15 protein-coding genes are annotated in these 18,437 nt (G+C 63.5%); 11 read left to right on the forward strand and 4 right to left on the reverse strand.

Going from position 1 to position 18,437, the window contains the following annotated elements:
* Positions 1-78: 78 nt before the first annotated feature.
* Positions 79-1,029: a DUF2950 domain-containing protein gene (locus M1D44_RS20820; RefSeq protein WP_316852328.1), complete on the reverse strand. Its 951-nt coding sequence runs from the start codon at positions 1,027-1,029 to the stop codon at positions 79-81.
* Positions 1,026-2,231, reverse strand: coding sequence for a DUF3300 domain-containing protein (locus M1D44_RS20825; protein ID WP_439004453.1), 1,206 nt, complete (start codon positions 2,229-2,231; stop codon positions 1,026-1,028). Before M1D44_RS20825 ends, M1D44_RS20820 begins: the two co-directional genes overlap by 4 nt.
* Before the next feature lie 239 nt (positions 2,232-2,470).
* Here M1D44_RS20825 and M1D44_RS20830 point away from each other — a divergent pair, with 239 nt between their 5' ends.
* The gene (locus M1D44_RS20830) at positions 2,471-3,757 is read left to right on the forward strand and encodes an erythromycin esterase family protein (protein WP_316852330.1); all 1,287 of its coding nucleotides are present in this window, start codon (positions 2,471-2,473) and stop codon (positions 3,755-3,757) included.
* Between the two features lie 41 nt (positions 3,758-3,798).
* Here M1D44_RS20830 and ftsH read toward each other — a convergent pair whose 3' ends face one another.
* Both ftsH and M1D44_RS20840 read right to left on the reverse strand, forming a co-directional pair.
* On the reverse strand, positions 3,799-5,742 hold the full coding sequence (gene ftsH / locus M1D44_RS20835) for an ATP-dependent zinc metalloprotease FtsH (RefSeq protein WP_316852690.1): 1,944 nt from the start codon (positions 5,740-5,742) through the stop codon (positions 3,799-3,801).
* A 388-nt stretch (positions 5,743-6,130) separates the two neighbouring features.
* Positions 6,131-6,631: a lecithin retinol acyltransferase family protein gene (locus M1D44_RS20840; protein WP_112187862.1), complete on the reverse strand. Its 501-nt coding sequence runs from the start codon at positions 6,629-6,631 to the stop codon at positions 6,131-6,133.
* Positions 6,632-6,968: 337 nt separating this feature from the next.
* Here M1D44_RS20840 and M1D44_RS20845 point away from each other — a divergent pair, with 337 nt between their 5' ends.
* The 10 genes from M1D44_RS20845 to M1D44_RS20890 all read left to right on the forward strand — a co-directional run bounded on the left by M1D44_RS20845 (position 6,969) and on the right by M1D44_RS20890 (position 18,410).
* The gene (locus tag M1D44_RS20845) at positions 6,969-7,391 is read left to right on the forward strand and encodes an Hsp20/alpha crystallin family protein (RefSeq protein WP_024978891.1); all 423 of its coding nucleotides are present in this window, start codon (positions 6,969-6,971) and stop codon (positions 7,389-7,391) included.
* Positions 7,392-7,407: 16 nt separating this feature from the next.
* Positions 7,408-8,772 (forward strand): MBL fold metallo-hydrolase, encoded by a 1,365-nt coding sequence (locus M1D44_RS20850; RefSeq protein WP_316852331.1) that lies wholly within the window; start codon positions 7,408-7,410, stop codon positions 8,770-8,772.
* Positions 8,769-9,710, forward strand: a complete 942-nt coding sequence (locus tag M1D44_RS20855; RefSeq protein WP_112187864.1) for a ribose-phosphate pyrophosphokinase — start codon at positions 8,769-8,771, stop codon at positions 9,708-9,710. Before M1D44_RS20850 ends, M1D44_RS20855 begins: the two co-directional genes overlap by 4 nt.
* Positions 9,711-9,739: 29 nt before the next feature.
* Positions 9,740-10,018, forward strand: coding sequence for a DUF1488 family protein (locus tag M1D44_RS20860; protein WP_024978888.1), 279 nt, complete (start codon positions 9,740-9,742; stop codon positions 10,016-10,018).
* Between the two features lie 10 nt (positions 10,019-10,028).
* Positions 10,029-11,576, forward strand: a complete 1,548-nt coding sequence (locus M1D44_RS20865) for a thymidine phosphorylase family protein (RefSeq protein WP_080693721.1) — start codon at positions 10,029-10,031, stop codon at positions 11,574-11,576.
* A gap of 25 nt (positions 11,577-11,601) precedes the next feature.
* Positions 11,602-12,090: a hypothetical protein gene (locus tag M1D44_RS20870; RefSeq protein ID WP_235193249.1), complete on the forward strand. Its 489-nt coding sequence runs from the start codon at positions 11,602-11,604 to the stop codon at positions 12,088-12,090.
* A 298-nt stretch (positions 12,091-12,388) separates the two neighbouring features.
* Positions 12,389-13,474, forward strand: a complete 1,086-nt coding sequence (locus M1D44_RS20875) for an efflux RND transporter periplasmic adaptor subunit (protein WP_316852332.1) — start codon at positions 12,389-12,391, stop codon at positions 13,472-13,474.
* The gene (locus tag M1D44_RS20880; RefSeq protein ID WP_316852333.1) at positions 13,474-16,587 is read left to right on the forward strand and encodes an efflux RND transporter permease subunit; all 3,114 of its coding nucleotides are present in this window, start codon (positions 13,474-13,476) and stop codon (positions 16,585-16,587) included. The genes M1D44_RS20875 and M1D44_RS20880 overlap by 1 nt, the downstream gene beginning before the upstream one ends.
* Positions 16,584-17,840, forward strand: coding sequence for a TolC family protein (locus M1D44_RS20885; RefSeq protein ID WP_316683056.1), 1,257 nt, complete (start codon positions 16,584-16,586; stop codon positions 17,838-17,840). Before M1D44_RS20880 ends, M1D44_RS20885 begins: the two co-directional genes overlap by 4 nt.
* 45 nt (positions 17,841-17,885) lie before the next feature.
* On the forward strand, positions 17,886-18,410 hold the full coding sequence (locus M1D44_RS20890; protein ID WP_024978882.1) for a cytochrome b: 525 nt from the start codon (positions 17,886-17,888) through the stop codon (positions 18,408-18,410).
* Positions 18,411-18,437 lie beyond the last annotated feature (27 nt).

Raw genomic sequence — 18,437 nt, forward strand, 5'->3', positions numbered from 1 at the left:
GTTTACGGCGGCGGCCAAGTAAGGCGCGTCTTCCATGATGTCGTCACCTTCAGAGTTGCCGGCGGCCAGGCAGCAGCGTCACGGTAATGCTGGGCTCCAGCTCTCGTCGGGGTCGTACGCGCGCATGTGCCGCGTGATCTCGGCGGTATGCGGGCCGAGGTTCCGTTGGTACACGACGCCATCCTGGCTCACGATAAACGTCATGACGCCCGATGCCCCAAACGTTGCAGGAAAAGCGACCAGCGCGAATCCGCCTGTCATCTGCCCACCATCGACATAGCCACGCGCGCCGCCCGGTGCGTGTTTTCCTTGCTGGGTCAGGACCCGGAAGAGGTAGCCATGAAAGGGGATGACTTTGCCCGCGCCCGACGTGTCTTGGCGCCGTGCATCGGCGAGCGCGATAAGCGGCCCCAGCGGGCTCTCTTCTTCTCCGGCGGATGGCACCCAGAACAGGCCATCATGCTTGCCTGGTGAACTGCCAAGGCGTTGGGCAAATTCGGCGCGTCCATCTCCGGTGCGGTGCGAAACGCCATAGGCCAGTTGCGCTTCGACATACGCTCGGCAGACGCGGATTGCGTGTGCCTCGTGGTGGCCAACGCGTCGATCGATGATCTGCTGTGCGCCGGCTTTCGTATCAAAGCGCCAGCGCGTGCCCCGCATTGCCAGCGGGATCGGGTAGGGCCATTCGTCTTTGCCCAGGAGGATGACGGCATGGCCCTCAGCGTCTCGTTCGATTCGATGCGCCTCGTCGTACGCGGAGGCCAGCTTGCTTCGGGCAATCTGTTCGCCGATGGGGTCACCGGATTTCACGAGCGTTGCCCCGGCCGGACCGAACAGGACGAGCAGGGCATCCGCATTGCCCGAGCGCCATGCGGATGCCAATGCTTCGGCAGCGTTCTCGGGCGAAGAGAATGCCTGCTGTGTGGGCTTGTCGGCCCAGGCTGGAAGGGTGCTCGCAAAGGCAGCCAGCATTGCGAGTCGCACGGCTAGGCGGCGCAGGCGCAGCGTTCTACAGATCGTGCGCATCATCGTCTCCTGGTTCCGCCGCCCGCCGCGCCATGGGGTGCAAAGCCACCAGAGCGCGGCCCAGCCGGTTGCGGTTGCGGCATTGCGGGCGACATGCGGCTGGCTTGCCCACGCTGGGCCTGTCCGCGCACATCGGCTCCGCGCCCGAACGACTCGAACGTGGGCGGGTAGCCAGGTGACTGGCGCCGGGAGGAGCGTGCACCGGGAGCAGGCGTCGGCCGGGCCGGCGGCGGCCGGATTGCCGGATGCGCAGGCGAAATTGGGGAGGGACGTATCACGGAGCCCGCTGGCGGGCTCGGGGGCGTTGGGTAGCCGCGAAAACCGCGTCGCGCGTCCGGCGAGATGGCAGTGCCCGGGCCAAACCGACCCCGCGATGCTCGCGGATATGGCACGCCATGGCGATGCCCCGGGTCATGGGCCCAGATGCCGCTGGGTGGGGGACGATGGCGGTCGATGCTGCCGAAGCGGCCCCGGTCAATATCGATGTGGCGACCGTGCCAGTTCCAATGGCTCCAGCCCCACAACGGAACGACCACCGAAAAACCCACCCAACCAAACCCGATGCCACTAATGATCGCCCCGCCCCAGATGTCGGGAAAGATGTATGGCGGGTAAGCGGGATATGGCCACGGTGCATAGACGAGGTAAGGGTCATAGACCGGAACGTAGACCACGTTCGGGTTGGTAGGCTCGATGATGATGGCGCCATCCTGCGTTGACACGACGGCTTGCGTTGTCGACCCCAGGGTGCCGTTGGCCTGAGCCCGGCTGCGCAAACGCTGGATCGAGTCCATGACGGCGCCCTCGTCGGCCAGAAGCGCATTGCCCACGTGTTCTGTCCAATCAAGGTTGCTGTTCATCATGTGCAAGAGCCCGGGAAACGGCACCAGAGACTTCACGCTCGGATCCCACGGCAGCGGCGCCAGGGCTTCGGCCAGTTGGTCGCCACCAAGGGCAGCATGAGCGGGGTCACGCACCCAGCGATCGGCCTGCACCACTTCAAGCGGATACGTGGCTGCCATGAGGATCTGCGCGACCAACGCATCCGGATACAGCGCGATGGGCGCCAGCATTTGATCGAGCTGTGCCGCGGTAGCCGGTTGCGGATCGTTTTCCAATGCGTCTGGCTGCGGCACTGCCGGGCGGCCAAACAAGAGCAGGAGTGCCAGGGCAATGGCCAGCTGCTTTACCCATTGCACCTTCATTGGCTGCCTCCGCAAAGAATGGCGGCCACACGTCGCAAACTGGGCGGGGCCCCGATTCATATTGGGCGATTGGATAGGACAGCGATTGACGGGCGTCAACGCATGGGCAACATCCGCGCCAGAACGCGCGCACGGCGGTACGCCTACCGGGGGGCCGTCGTTTGCGATAGCGCAATCAGCGTGCGGCGGGGCTGCCTAGACTGCAGATACTGCCGTTACGTCCATGGAGTGCATCGCCCATGTCCACACCTCTCACACCTTTCCTTGGTGTACGTGAAGTGGCCAGCCGCCTCACCGGCAGCGCTGCCGACTACGACCGGCTGCTGGAGATGGCACGTGGAAAGCGCTACGTTCTTCTTGGCGAGGCGACGCACGGAACACGTGAGTTCTATCAGACACGCGCAGACATCACACAGCAGTTGATTACGCAAGGCGGCTTTGACGCTGTCGCCATCGAAGGAGATTGGCCGGATGTGTGGCGCATCAACCGCTATGTTCAGGGCGATGGCACCGACACGGCCGCCGAGGCGCTGGGCGATTTCCAGCGGTTTCCTGAGTGGATGTGGCGCAATCCGCAGATGCTCGACTTCATCAGCTGGCTGCATGCGCACAACGCGGCCCTTGCCGCCTCGGAACGTGTTGGCGTCTATGGGTTGGATCTGTACAGCCTGTACAGGTCAGCCGAGGCTGTCGTCGAATACCTGCAGAAGACCGACCCGGAGCAGGCAGCGGTGGCACGCATGCACTATGCGGCGTTGGACCACGTGCGTGAACCCATGACGTACGGCTACGAAGCTGCTGCAGGTTTGAGGTTGCCTGCGCAACGCGAGGTGATCGAGCAACTGCGACGGCTTCGGGCGAGCGAGGCCAGGTTGATCGAGCAGGACGGCCTCGGTGCCATCGACTCGCATTTCTTTGCCGAGCAAAACGCCGTCGTCGTCGTCAATGCAGAAGCGTACTACCGCGAATCATTCGGGCACCGCGTCAATACGTGGAACCTGCGCGATGCCCACATGGCGCAAACGCTGTTTGGTTTGGCTGCGTATCGGCAGCGCCGTGGCGGTGACGGGCGGATCGTCGTGTGGGCGCACAACTCGCATGTGGGCGATGCACGGGCAACGGAATCCGCCAACCGGCGTGAGTGGAATCTTGGGCAACTCGTGCGTGAGCAGGTGGGCGGTGCCGCATTGCTTGTGGGCTTTACTACGTATACGGGCCACGTATGCGCCGCATCCGAGTGGGACGGCGAGGCCGAGCGGAAATGGGTACGGCCAGCGCGGCCAGACAGTTGGGAGCATCTGTTCCATAGCACCGGGCTGGATCGCTTCTTCCTGCCGCTTGGAGATACGGCGGCAGAGGTGTTTCGCGAGCCAATGCTGGAACGGGCAATCGGTGTGCTGTACCTGCCGAAGACCGAGTACGCCTCGCATTACTTCGACGCGGCCATCGGCGCGCAGTTTGACGCGCTGTTCCATCTGGACGAAACCTCTGCCATCGAACCATTGAGCACAGCGCTGCTACCTTGACCACACGTGTCTGTCGGATAGCGTTGCCCGTGTCCCGTGGACTAATGCGGCTGTTGCGCGGGCAGCGGTGCCGGAGCGCTGGCGGAGGACCCCACTTCTGATTTCGGAGGCGGCATCGGGGTCACATTGCCAGACAGGATCATGTCCAGGTCGTGGCGGTCAACCACCTCTTTGTCCAGCAGCATGCGCGACAGCGCTTCCAGTTTGGCACGCTGGCCTTCCAGCGTGGCGGTCACGCGTGCGCTGGCATCGGACAACACCTTGCGGACTTCCGCATCGATCAACTGAGCTGTGTTTTCGCTATATTCCTTGCGCTCGCGCTGCATCAAGCCGGCACCGGCAAGCAGCGGGTTGGGTGTCTGTTCGTAGGTGGCCAGACCCAGCTGTTCGCTCATGCCGAACTGGGTGATCATCTGACGGGCCATGTCAGTTGCCCGTTGCAAGTCGTTCTGCGCACCGGTAGATACGTCGTGATACACGATCTGCTCGGCAACGTAGCCGCCCAGCAGCACATCGATCCGGTCCAGCAATTCGCTGTGCTTGAGGAGGTAGCGGTCCTCCGTGGGGGTCTGTTGTGTGTAGCCCAGGGCGGCGATACCTCTTGGAATGATGGAAACCTTCGAAACGCGATCGGCCAGGGGCCGGTGCTCGGCCACGATGGCATGACCTGCTTCGTGGTAGGCGATCGTCTCCTTTTCCCTGGCGTTCATCACACGGTTCTTCTTCTGCAGGCCGCCCACGATGCGGTCAAGCGCCTCGTCAAAGTCGACGGTCTCCACGGCGGATTTACCTTCACGCGCCGCAAGAAGCGCCGCCTCATTCACCAGGTTGGCCAGGTCGGCACCGGCAAAGCCCGGCGTTCGCGCGGCGATCTTGCTCAGGTCGACGTCGGCCCCCAGCGTGACGTTCTTGGCGTGGACCTTGAGTATCTGTTCTCGTCCCTTGAGGTCCGGCCGGTCCAGGGCGACATGGCGGTCGAACCGTCCGGGACGAAGCAGGGCAGGGTCGAGTATTTCGGGCCGGTTCGTCGCGGCCATGATGATGACGCCTTTGTTGCTGTCAAAGCCGTCCATCTCGACCAGAAGCTGGTTCAGCGTCTGCTCGCGCTCTTCATTGCCGCCGACCAGGTTGAACGCGCGCGTCTTGCCCAAGGCATCGAGTTCATCGATGAAGATGATGCACGGCGCCATGGATTCGGCCTGACTGAACAAATCCCGCACGCGCGCCGCACCTACGCCGACGAACATCTCGACAAACTCCGAGCCGCTCATGCTGAAAAATGGCACGGCCGCCTCACCGGCAACTGCCTTGGCAAGCAGGGTCTTGCCCGTGCCGGGCGCACCCACAAGCAACACGCCCTTTGGGATCCTGCCGCCCAGGAGCTGATACCGCAGTGGCTCTTTCAGAAAGCTCACGATTTCTGAGAGTTCCTCCTTGGCTTCGTCGATGCCGGCAACGTCGGCAAAGGTCACGCCGGTTTCCTTTTGCATGTAGACCTTTGCCTTGCTTTTTCCGATTTCCATCAGCCCACCGGCTGCGGCGCCGCCCATGCGCCGGATCAGAAAGTTCCAGACAGCGAAGAACAGCAGGGCAGGCACAATCCATGACAGGAGCGTGCTCAACCATTTGTTGTCCGGCCGACCGACAAAGCGCACCTTGGCCGCCTCCAGTTCCTGAACCAGAGCCGGATCATTCACGCGAAGGGTCTGGAAAGGATGGTCGCCCTTGCCCGTGCCCGTGCGTCGGATGGCATCGATCTGCTGCTGAGTCAGCAACGCCTCGACGCCTTCCGTCGAGAAGGTGCCGGTGATGTCCTGATCACCAATGGCGACGTCTTTGATCTTGCCCGCATGCAGCAGGAGCTTGAAGTCGCTATAGGGGAGGGTGTCGACCTGCTCGGACATGAACAGCGTTTGGAACGCGAGCACGGTCAACGCGACGATGACGGCGTACCAGAGCGAGAACCTTTGCTGCCGTGGCTGCATACTCTCTTTCACTTCTTCACCTTCGCATGGTCGTGCGTCAACCAACGTCTGATCGAACCTTGATGTTCGTGCTTGGGCCGGAAAGACGGTTGATGCGGATCAACCAGTCCGCAAGTCGGCGTTGCCTTCCAGCAGGAAGACTCGCATTGCCGCTAGTGGCGGCGTACGTGCGATGGCGGAAACAGCCTCCAGCAACCCGCCTGGTGACGGAAGAAGACGATCGCAAGTGGGCGGGCGGATGTCGTCAACTCTGCCTGCACGCAGCCACAATCAACGCCGGGGCAATGCAGGCGCGTGATTCGCAGATGTGGTGTGTCGCTTATGCCAAACCACTTGGCTACCAGACCGCGCAGCGAGGTGTCGTATTGGGGCATGGTGCTCTCCGGCGTCATACGGCCTGAGCCGGTGGCTGTGCAGTGCGGCATTCGGCGAAAAGTGCCAGCAGCATCAGCTTCAATAGCGTGCGCGCAGCCCGCGCGGGGCTTTTCATGCACGCCTCCACCTGTGCGCTGCGGCACTCTCCAAACAAGCACCACGAACAGAAGTGCTCGCAGTTGTTGGTCAGCAGCCGATAGTCGCGCTCCCCCAGGCGTGACCCGGCACGGCGGGCGACTTCTTCGCCGTCGTAGCAGGGACTGGCGTCGCGCTGGATGGTCACTGCAAAGCCGCACGCAAAGCAGCCAATGGAGATGCACTCGACCGGCCCGCGGCGCTGACGGTGAGCGAAGCCGGCGTAGTGAATCACCTGCCCGTTTCCGACATAGATGCCGTGATGTTCGTATCCATCGCGTTCCGCCACAAGGTGCGCGCCAACAGGAAGCACCGTGTCGAAAGCGGCGGAGTCGCGCGAGTCAATCCACTGGGCAATGCATTCGATGTTCTGGCTCATGGCGCGCTCCGTTGTACTGGCTCGTTGTCGGGTTCCCGGGGGCGATTCGACAAGACGCAGCGTTGCTTGTTGGCGTTTCACCAGTATTGGCAGCGTGCTCGCCGTCGTCATGCAGGCTGTGCTGAGAATGCTGTCGGAGCTGCGGGTTTCCATGTCAGAAAAGCCTGACAAGGTGGCCGGCGCCTCAGAAGCAATGTGCTGGGTACGAATCCCACGGCGCCTGTGCGGCGGCCACAGTGCGCCGCCGTTGATCTGCCGCAAGGCGCTCCGGCACGGCCGTGCCACGATGAATCTGTTAGCCCGAAGATCCCCGGGGCCCAATCATCAGGAGGCAGCCATGAGTCAACTCAAGCGTTATGACCCGTTCGCCATCGAGCCGGTTGGCGACATTTTCCAAGGGCTCCTGCGCTCGTTTCGCGGCGGCATGGATGGCGCGCTGCCGTTCAAGGTGGACGTGACCGAGTCCGACAAGGCATACAACGTTGTCGCAGAAATCCCGGGTGCGAAGAAGGAAGACATCGAGGTGACGGTCGATCGCGGCACGGTCATGATCTCGGCCAAGGTGGAACGCAACTCCGAGGAGAAGGAAGGCGAGCGCATCATCCGCAGCGAGCGCTACAGCGGCTCCATGCAGCGCATGTTCACGCTGGATGCGGCGGTCGATGAAACCAAGGTCGACGCAACGTACGAGAACGGACTGTTGCGCGTGACGCTGCCCAAGAAGGAAGCGTCCCAACAGCAGCGCGTCACGATTCGCTGAGCGTGAGGGGTGTGGCATGCGGCTGCAATTTCTTGGCGCCACCGACACGGTGACCGGCTCGAAGTACGTGCTTGAGACCGGCGCACGCCGTGTCATGGTCGATTGCGGGCTGTTTCAGGGCTACAAGTCATTGCGCTTGCGGAACTGGGACAAGCTCGCCGTCAATCCGCACCACATCGATGCGGTCGTACTCACGCATGCCCATATCGACCACAGCGGCTACCTGCCGCTGCTGGTCCGAAATGGGTTCCATGGCCCGGTCTACTGTACGAAAGGCACGGCGGAACTGTGCAACATCCTGCTGCCTGACAGCGCTCGGCTTGCGCAGGAGGATGCGCACTACGCCAATGCCGAGGGGTTCTCCCGCCATCATCCCGCCTTGCCGCTCTACGATGAAAAGGACGCTGCCAGGGCATTACGCCGTCTGCATCCCGTTGATTACGGCGAGCGCTTTCCCGTTGCCGAGGGCGTGGAAGCGGAGTTCCACCGTGCAGGACACATCATCGGTGCCGCAACGGCGACATTGCTGGCCGAGGGCCGTCGCATTGTTTTTTCTGGCGATCTGGGGCGGCAGGTCGATCCCGTCATGCGGCCACCCGAACCCATTGCGGAGGCCGATACCTTGCTGGTCGAATCCACCTATGGCGATCGCGTGCATCCGGAGGGTGACCCGCTCGATGCACTCCAGCAGGTTGTGCAGCGGACAATCGGGCAGGGCGGCACGCTGCTGATTCCTGCCTTTGCGGTGGGGCGTACGCAAGAGCTGCTGTACTGCCTCTACATGCTGATCCGCGAACATCGGATTCCGCACGTGCCGATCTACCTCGACAGCCCGATGGCCGAACTGGCGACCGGGGTGTTTTCGCATCATGTTGACGATCTGCATATCGGGGCTGCCGACTGCCAGGCAGCTTGTGCGTTGGCCGTTCCGGTGCAGAGCCCCGAACAGTCGAGGCATTTGGGGAGCGATCGCGCGCCTAAGATCATCCTTGCGGCAAGCGGTATGGCGACGGGTGGCCGGGTGCTGCATCACCTCAAGAGCTTTGGCGGCGGCAAGCGCAACGCCATCCTGATGTCTGGGTTCCAGGCGGCCGGCACACGGGGCGCGGCGCTGCTGGCCGGTCAGCGGGCGTTGCGCGTGCACGGACGTGAGGTCGCCATCCGGGCCTCGGTTGAGCAGATTCAGAATCTGTCCGCCCATGCGGATGCCAATGAACTGATGGCCTGGTTACGGGGCTTTACGCGGCCGCCACGGCAGACCTTCATCGTGCATGGCGAGCCGTCCGCCAGCGACGCGTTGCGTCAGCGCATCGAGCGCGAACTACAGTGGCCAGTCCGCATGCCGGAGTATCGCCAGTCCTACGATCTGGAGGGTTCATGACCGCGCCGGCTGTTGGTCTGGCTTCGCAGCGTGTGCTGATTGCCATGCCCGGCTGCGAAGCCGCCACCATGCGACTTGCCACCCCGCTGAGCGCGGAACTGGGGCATGCCGCCGTGAGCCACTTTCCGGACGGGGAATCCTACGTGCGCCTGTGCACGCCCGTGCACGGCGCCGAAGTTGCCATTGTGTGCACACTCGATCATCCCGACGAGAAACTGTTGCCGCTGCTGTGGCTGGCGATTGCCGCACGCGAGGGCGGCGCGCGCCGCGTTGGATTGATTGCGCCATACCTGCCCTACATGCGGCAGGACGTCATCTTCAAAGCGGGCGAGATTCGCGCTGCAGAACACTTTGCTGCCTTGTTGAATCCCGTATTCGACTGGCTTGTCACGGTGGATCCGCATTTGCATCGCATTTCGCATTTGTCGAATGTCTATTGCATGCCGACGGCCGCCGTGGAAGCCGCGCCTGCCATTGCCGCATGGATCCAAACCCATGTACAGGCGCCGTTCCTGATCGGGCCAGACGAAGAAAGCAGACAGTGGGTCGCGCATGTGGCCGGCATTTGCCAAGCCCCATGGGCAGCATTGACCAAGACGCGGCACAGCGCGTGGCACGTGGAAATCGCAGAATTGCCGAATATTCCAACGCACTGTGTGCCTGTACTGATCGACGACATCATCTCGACCGGGCGCACGATGCTCGCCGCAGCGGACTTGCTGCGGCGCGCCGGTCAGCCGAAGCCGGTTTGCGTTGGGGTACACGCTGTGTTTGCCGACAACGCGTATAGCCAACTGTGTGCCGCCAGCGCAGAGGTGGTCACGTGCGACACCATCCCGCATCCCTCGAACCAGATTGCACTCACAGAGCCGCTGGTCGACGCCATTTCACGCATCTTTGATTTACCCATGCCTTCGAGCAAGCAGATGCTTGTTTGATGAGGGCGCTTTCGTATCTGGAGGCCATCATGAAACAGATCAGGTTCCTGCCTGACGACCCGACATACTGCGCAGCGGGTCCGCGTCTGCAATGCAGCGCGTCGGTCGATGGCAGCTCCGCAAGCTATGCAATCACGGCCGAGGCCCTTGAAGACCATTTTGGCGCGCGCTCCTGCCAGTCGGACGATCTGCTCAGTGCATTCAAAGTGCACCGCAGTGATATCGAAGAAGTCGCACGCATGCTGTTCGAGCAGACCGGTTCCAAGGAGATCACGCTACACAGCGGGCACTTCCGGTTCGCCGGTTGATGCGCGTGTCATGAGCACCCTCTCCATGCTCGCGGTTGACGCAGCCGTTGTGCCGCAGGGGTGCCTCCGGTTCAAGGCGCTTGGCATTGACACGTGGCAGGAGCATGTCATCTACATGCACCCGGACAGCGCGATCTGCCGGTCGGAGGGCTTTACCGCGCAGGCCCGTGTGGAAGTCCAGATCGGGCAGCGATCGACGATCGCCACGCTGAACCTGGTCGGGTCGGGGCTGCTGGAAAAGCATGAGGTGAGCCTGTCAGCCAGCGCGGTCGATGCATTGATGGCGCGCCCGGGTGACGAGATCTGTGTCAGGCATGCGCCGTCGCTCGAGTCCCTGCGCGCCTTGCGGGCCAAGATCTATGGTGGGCATCTGGACGCCAAGCAGTTGCACGAGATCATCGCGGACATTTCGAACGAGCGCTACGCCGATGTCCATATCGCAGCCTTCCTGAGTGCCTGTGCATCGGGCCGCATGACCATCAAGGAAACCATCGACCTCACACAAGCCATGGTCGACTCGGGCGAGCGCCTGCAGTGGGATCGCGCCGTCGTGGCAGACAAGCACTGCGTGGGCGGGTTGCCCGGCAATCGCACCAGCCCCATCGTCGTTGCCATCTGTGCGGCGGCGGGGCTGCTGCTGCCCAAAACCTCATCACGCGCCATCACCTCGCCGGCGGGTACCGCAGACGTGATGGAAACGCTCACCCGGGTCAACCTGACCGCTGCCGAGCTGCGATGCGTTGTCGGGCAGGTTGGGGCATCGCTTGCGTGGGGCGGGGCGTTGAGCCTCAGCCCTGCGGACGATGTGCTGATTCGCGTGGAAAGGGCACTCGACGTCGACAGCGATGCACAGCTCGTGGCGTCCATTCTTTCCAAGAAGATTGCAGCCGGGTCCACGCATGTGTTGATCGATGTGCCCGTGGGCCCGACGGCCAAAGTCCGCAGTGTCGAAGACCTCGAGCGCCTTGAAATGCTGCTCAAGCGCGTGGCCCAGGCATTTGGGGTGCAGGTGCTGATGGTGCGCACGGACGGCGCGCAGCCCGTTGGCCGTGGAATTGGCCCCGCGCTGGAAGCCAGAGACGTTCTGGCTGTACTTGAGCGGTCTCCTACGGCGCCTTTCGACTTGCGGGAACGGTCTTTACTGCTCGCCAGCGCATTGCTGGAGTTCTGCGGCGCAGCGGTTGCCGGAACGGGGCTCGACATGGCAACCGGCCTGCTGGATAGCGGCGCCGCATGGCGGAAGTTCGAGGCGATTTGCGAGGCACAGGGCGGCTTGCGCATCCCCGGAGAAGCCGTCTTCCGCCGAGACGTCGTTGCCGAGCAAAATGGCATCGTCACGAACATCGACAATCGCCACCTTGCGCGCATCGCAAAACTTGCGGGCGCACCGATGCGTCAAGTCGCGGGGGTGGAAATGCATGTGCGACTGCGCGATCAGGTCAGTGTTGGGCAGCCGCTGTTTACGATTCACGCGCAAGCGTCCGGTGAGCTGGAGTATTCGTCGGCATATGCGTTGACGCATGCTGTGGTGGGTCTGTCTCCGATGGACGCGGGCTGATATCAAGCACTAAACGAAAGGCACATTGCGTTACAATCTTGAAATGCCACGTGCGACCGCAAGCATCTCGCTTCGGGCAATGCTGTTGTTGACCATCGTGTTGATGCAGCTGCTAAGCCCGCTTCTGCACGGCCATCTCGGAACACCGAAACAATTTGGCCTGCACGTGCACACCGCGCTTCCTGCTGCGGTTGATTCTCATTTCCAATCTTTACCATTTGCCCACCGCGCTTCCATCAAGGAATCGGTCGACGCCGCCCCTCATGACTGGGCATTGACGAACCACGAGCCCTTCGAGGTGGACGTCGAGCCCGCCCTTGGCCCTGCGGACCTGGGTGCATTTCTTTGGGCAGCGGCGGCGCCGGGAGTATCCGCGCTGACGTTCCTCCTGCTTGCGGCGCTTGCTTTCGCCGCAGTATTTCGTCCCGCCTATCGCCCAACGCCCGTTCGAGCGCGCTGGCGCGATCGCATCAATCGGCCGCCTCCTGCCCAGGCACCTCCGCTGCAGTTCTGATCCGTACCCGGTTGACGGCCGGCGGGCGGGTTGCTCCGCAACTTGTTGACTTGCAACAAGCCTCTCGTGTCTGCATTGGCGATGATGAATGTGTCAGAAGTGTTGTCTTCTGATTCTTGGCGCACGCCTGACGCTACGCGGTGGTAGCAACTCCACTTTCCATCGGCCATCCACCGTAAGAGTTTGTCGTTCGCGTCGCATGGAAATGCAGAGCGACGGTTGATCTTGAGGTCGCTCGCGTATGCGCGGCAATCAGAGGTGGCGTCCGTGGCGCTGCCTCCGAGGATTGGAGTCAGGCATGTCTTTCAAACGAATCGTCGCGGCCAGTGCGTGTATTGCGCTGATCGCGTTTCCCCTTGAGCAGGCCGCTGCCCAAGCAGGCCCCCAGGTGGTGCCGCTATCGGCTGAGCAGGCGCGCTCCCTCGGCGTGCGCTTCAGCCCAGTCGCCGCTTCGTCAGGGCTGGAGGTCGGCACGCATGCGCGTGTCGTCTTCAAGCCGGATGCACAATATGTGGTGGCCGCCCCATACGCGGGCATGGTGCCCCGGGTGTTGGTGTCGGTCGGGCAAACCGTCCGGGCGGGCCAGCCGCTGGCCGGTTTTCTGAGCCCGCAGCTCTTCGAAACCAGCCGCGCACTGACGGAAGCCAACTCCCAGGCGCGGCTCGCGCAGCAGTCGCTCGCGCGCGACAAGGCGCTGTACGACGACGGCATCATCGCTGCAAGCCGCTGGCAGGCCACGCAGGCGCGGGCCGCTGAAGCCAGCGCCATGGTGAAGGCGCGCCGGGCAGAGCTGGCGTCCTCCGGCATCGCATTCAGCGGCCCCGGTGGTGAGGCGCAATTGGTTGCCAGCCGTGGCGGTGTGGTGTCCGAAGTCAACGCCGTTCCGGGGGCGCGAGTAGACGCGGCGGCACCGCTTTTCAGGATCGTTGATCCGGCGGCTCTGGAGCTGGACCTGCTCGTTGGCCGCGACATACCGGTGCCGGCCCCAGGCGACCGGGTCGAGATCGCACAACGCGGCGCGGGCGGCACCGTCATCGGTGTTGCGCCTTCCGGTGATGGCACTGCTGGTGTGCGCGTGCGTGCGTCGCTGGAGCGACGTGGGGACCTGCGTGCCGGAGAGAGCGTCAACGTCACGCTCAAGCTGCGCAGCGCGGCCAATGCAAACGCGCCGGGCCTGCTGCGGGTTCCTGTGGCTGCGCTGGTCTACGTGCGGGGTGTGCCCGGCGTATTCGTCGCGACCGACAAGGGTTTCCGCTTCCAGGATGTCGCAGTCGCCAGTACAGACGACGCCATCGCCGTCGTCCGTGCCAACCTGCCAGCGGGTACACGCGTGGCGGTGACAGGTGTCGGCGCGCTCAAGGGCTTGCTGGCGGGAGAGCAGTGATGTTGCCCCGCCTGATTGAGTTCTCTTTGCGCCAACGCGTGCTGGTGCTGATCGCGGCTGGCGTGCTCGCTGTGGCCGGCGTGTGGGCGTATCTGAACCTGCCGATCGACGCGTTTCCCGATATCTCGCCGACGCAGGTCAAGGTCGTGCTGAAGGTGCCGGGCATGACCCCGGAGGAGGTCGAACAGCGGGTCTCGACGCCTATTGAGCAGGAGCTGCTCGGCCTGCCGCACAAGACGATCGTGCGCTCGGTATCCAAATACGGCATCAGCGACGTGACCGTCGATTTTGAAGAGGGGGTAGACGTCTACTGGGCGCGCCAGCAAGTATCGGAGCGCTTGGCCGGCTTGGCGCGTGATCTGCCGTCGACCGCAGTGGGCGGCCTGGCGCCTATCACCACGCCGTTGGGCGAGATGTTCATGTTCACGGTGGAGGGCGATGGCTATTCCTTGGCCGAGCGGCGCCGCGTGCTGGACTGGGTGATCCGGCCAGCGCTGCGCACCGTGGCAGGCGTGGCCGACGTCAACGCCTTGGGCGGCGAGGTGCGCAGCTATGAGGTAACACCCGACCCGGCCCGGTTGCGCGCACGCTCCGTCACCCTTGAGCAACTGCGTCAGGCGCTGGACGCCAATAATCGCAACGACGGGGCAGGGCGGCTGGACCGCGGAGACGAGCACTGGGTCGTGCGCGTGGAAGGTGGCATACGCGGGCTGGATGATCTGCGTGCGATTGTCGTGGTACCGGCGCAGAGCCTGACTTCCGCCCCTGCGGTCACGGTTGGTGATGTTGCGACCGTGCGGCTGGGTGAAGCCACCCGCAACGGCGCTGTCAGCAAAGACGGCAACGGTGAAGCGGTTGAAGGGCTGGTGCTGGGCCTGCGCGGCAGCGATGCCCGCAAGCTGGTCGAGGCGGTGCAGGAGCGGCTGGATGTGCTAGGGCCCCAGTTGCCGAAGGGCATGTCGACCCACGTCTTCTACAACCGCGGTGAGCTGGTAACACGGGCGGCCAATACCGTGGTTCGCGCCTTGATTGAGGCCAGCGTGCTGGTCGTCATCACCTTGTATCTGTTCCTGGGTGGGGTGCGGTCGGCCCTGGTCGTGGCGGCCACACTACCGCTGTCGATGCTGGCGACCTTTCTCCTGATGCGCTATGTGGGCCTGACGGCCAACCTGATGAGCCTTGGGGGGCTCGCCATTGCACTGGGCATGCTCGTGGATGCAGCCGTAGTCGTGGTCGAGAACATCGAGACGGCCATGGCGCGCGCACAAGACCACAAGACCGATCCTGCCCTGCGCGGTGCGGTCATCCGCCATGCAGTGGCAACGGTAGCGGTACCGATGCTGTCGGGCGTGTCGATTATTGCCATCGTGTTCTTGCCGCTGCTGTCACTGCAAGGTCTGGAGGGCAAGCTCTTCGGGCCGGTGGCGCTGACCATCGTGCTGGCGCTGGCCTCGTCCGTGGTCATTGCCTTTACGGTGGTCCCGGCGCTCGCTTCTTTGCTCTTGCTTGCGCATGCAGATGAGCCGCCCTGGTTGATGCGAAAGGTCGCGAGCGGTTTTGCGCGCATCCAGGCATGGACGACAACGCATCGCCGCATGGTGTTCGGCCTGGCCGGGGCGGCGTTGGCGCTGGCCGTGGTGTTGTACATGTCGGTCGGCAAGACATTCATGCCGACGATGGACGAGGGCGACCTGATCGTGCAGTTGCAGAAAGCACCGTCCGTTTCGCTAACGGCCTCGCTGGACATGGACCAACGCGTGCAGCAGGCGCTGCTCAAGGAGGTGCCGGAAATACGCTCGATCGTCGCACGCTCGGGTTCGGATGATCTCGGCCTTGACCCGATGGGGCTGAACGAAACCGATACCTTCCTGGTACTCAAGCCCAAGGATCAGTGGCGCGGCAGCAAGGAAGACATCGCGATTGCGATCCGGCGCGTGATGGAGCGCTTCCCGGGCGTGATCTACGGCTTCACGCAGCCCATTGAGATGCGTGTCTCGGAGATGCTGACCGGCACACGTGGCGACGTTGCCATCAAGCTGTTCGGCAGCGACCTTGCTGCCATCGACGCAGCCGCGCAGGCCATTGCTGCCAAGGTCCGCACCATCCCGGGCGCGGCAGAGGTGATTGCGCCCAGCAACAGCGGCGTGCAATACCTGAAAGTGTCACTGAACCGCGCTGCGGTCGGTCAGGCCGGCTTCTCCGGCGACGCCCTCCAGGCGCAACTGCGCGCCCTGATCGAGGGCGACCGGATTGGCGTGGTGCCCGAGGGCATCGTCCGCACGCCGTTGATCCTGCGTGGCGGAGCAGGCTTGCGGCAGGCGCCCGAAAACCTGACCAACCTTCTGGTAACGGCGCCTGATGGCAAAGCATGGCCGCTCACCTCTCTGGCACGTATCGAACGCGTGGATGGGCCCGTGCGCATCAACCACGAAGACGGCGCCCGGTTTGCCGTGATCCAGGCCAATGTCGATGGTCGTGACCTGGCGGGTTTCGTGCAGGAAGCCCAGGCAGCAGTCAGCGGTATTGGTACGTTGCCAAAAGGATTGCGGGTGGTGTGGGGCGGCCAGTTCGAGAACCAGCAACGCGCCGCAGCGCGCCTTGCGTTGGTTGTCCCATTGGCCCTGTGCGCAATCTTTCTCTTGCTGATGTTGACGTTCCGCTCGGTGCGGCAGGCAGTGCTGGTGGTCGCCAACATTCCGTTCGCGCTCGTCGGCGGCATTGCGGCGCTACGGATATCAGGCGAATACCTGTCGGTGCCGGCCTCCGTTGGCTTTATCGCATTGCTCGGTATTGCTGTGCTCAACGGCGTGGTGCTGGTTTCGCACTTCAACACGCTGCTGGAGTCCGGCTTGAGCATGGCGCAAGCCGTGCGCGACGGCGTGCGAGACCGCCTGCGGCCCGTCCTGATGACGGCCTGCATTACCGCACTGGGGATGATTCCGCTGCTGCTGGCCAGCGGGCCGGGGTCAGAGATTCAGCGGCCGCTGGCGATCGTCGTATCGGGCGGGCTGATCTCTTCGACTGCGCTGACGCTGCTTCTTCTGCCCCTGCTGTTTGAACGTTTTGGGTTGCCTCGGCCGCGTGCGGCCGCCGGGCAGGGAGATTCACAATGAGGTTGGACATGTTTCGCATCGTATTGGCGGGAGCTAGCGCGATGCTGCTTTGGAGTGCCGCAGCGCAAGCGCAAATCCCGCCGACCTATCTGCCGGCGGAGAGCGCAGTGCGCGAGGCCGTCGCGCAGTCGCCCGACGTGCTTGCGGCAGAGGCCCGCCGCGATGCCGTACTGGCTCGGGCAGAAGGCATCCGCGCTGGCACAGCGGAAACTGTGGTGCGCGCAATTGGCCAAGGGCGCCAGGTACGCGACCCCTCAGAGCGCCATGCCGAAGGGCAGATCGCTGTGGAGCGGCCGTTGCGGCTTTGGGGCAAAGCGCAGGCCGATGGGCAGCTTGCCGATGCCGCCGCCGAGGCTGGGCAGCTGGCCGTCAAGGATGCGCGCCACGAGGCATCGCGCCAGATTCTGGCCCTCTGGTTTGCCGCCGTGCGTGCAGGGCAGGCACGCCAGGCGGCGCAGGAGAATGCCAAAGCGGCCACTGATCTGGCGGCGCTGACTGCCCGGAGGGTGCAACTGGGCGATGCCTCTCGCCTGGATGCTGAATTGGCCGCCGCCGATCGGGCGCGCACGCAAGCTGCGCTGGCGACAGCCGTTGCTACGGAACAGACGGCGCAGGCGGAGCTGCAAGCCCGGTTTCCGGGGTTGGGCCACCCCACGTCTGGCCCCGACACCGCGCTGCCCGCATTGCCGCAAGATCCACCAGATCGATTACGGACACAGTACATTCAAGACAGCCACGAATACCGTCTTGCGATGGCAGAAGAGGCCCAGGCACAACAAATGGCCAAGCGTGCAGATCTGGAGCGTCGGCCTGACCCGACCGTCGGCATGTTTGTTACGGTGGAGCGCGGCGGTGCGGAACGCATCATGGGCGTAAGCGTTGCCATGCCGATCGGTTCGGCGCATCGGCGCTCAACGGCTGCTGCGGCGGCGGCCGATGCGGAAGCGGCAGCTCGGCGTAGATTGGGTTCTGAGCGTCGGCTGGGTGCCGAATTCGACGTGCTCTATGGCAACCTGCAAGGCAAACGAGCGAGCGCGCAAGCGCAGATGGAAGCGGTTACGCTGCAGAAAAGCGCATCAGACAGGGCAACCCGTTCATATCGCGCAGGTGAGTCGGGCTTGACTGAACTACTGGCAACGCGCCGTAGTCTGGCTGAGGCTCTGCTTGCCGAGCGGCTCGCCCGCGTCGACCTGCTGGAGGCAGACAGCCGCCTCCAGCTCGATCTGCACCGGATGTGGGACTTTGACGATTGACCTGCTCCAGCCTCACCCCTTACTCAACACATTCTGGATAACGCTATGCAATCTGAACCGAAATACTCCCTCACCATGCGCTCGCTCCATTGGCTCGTGGTTCTGGCGGTGTTGATCGCCGTCGTGGCCATCGAAATCATGGATTTCTTTCCGAAAGGCAGCGCCGAGCGTGCCGCTCTGTTCATGGTCCATCAGACAGCAGGGCTCTCCGTGCTCGCCCTGATGGTGTTGCGCTTGCTGGCCCGGGTGGGCACGCAGGCACCGCCTCCCGTGCCGGGCACACCGCTGGTTCAGCTTGTCGCGCGACTCACGCACGGCGTGCTCTACGTCCTGATGGTGGGGATGCCCGTTTTGGGTTTGCTGGCGCTGGCTTTGGCAGGCAAGCCGATTCAACCGTTCGGACTGAATCTGACGCTGGCGTTGGCGCTGGACAAGTCGTTGGCCCACTTGGCCAAGGAAATTCATGAGTCGGGCGCGACGGTCGTTTATATCGTGGTCGGGCTGCATGCCGCCGCGGCGCTCTGGCATGAGTTCATCCTGAAGGATCGGCTGCTGCGCCGCATGATCTAGCCCACATGAAAACTGCGCCGACAAGAG

It is taken from the genome of Ralstonia sp. SA306 (assembly GCF_054792405.1).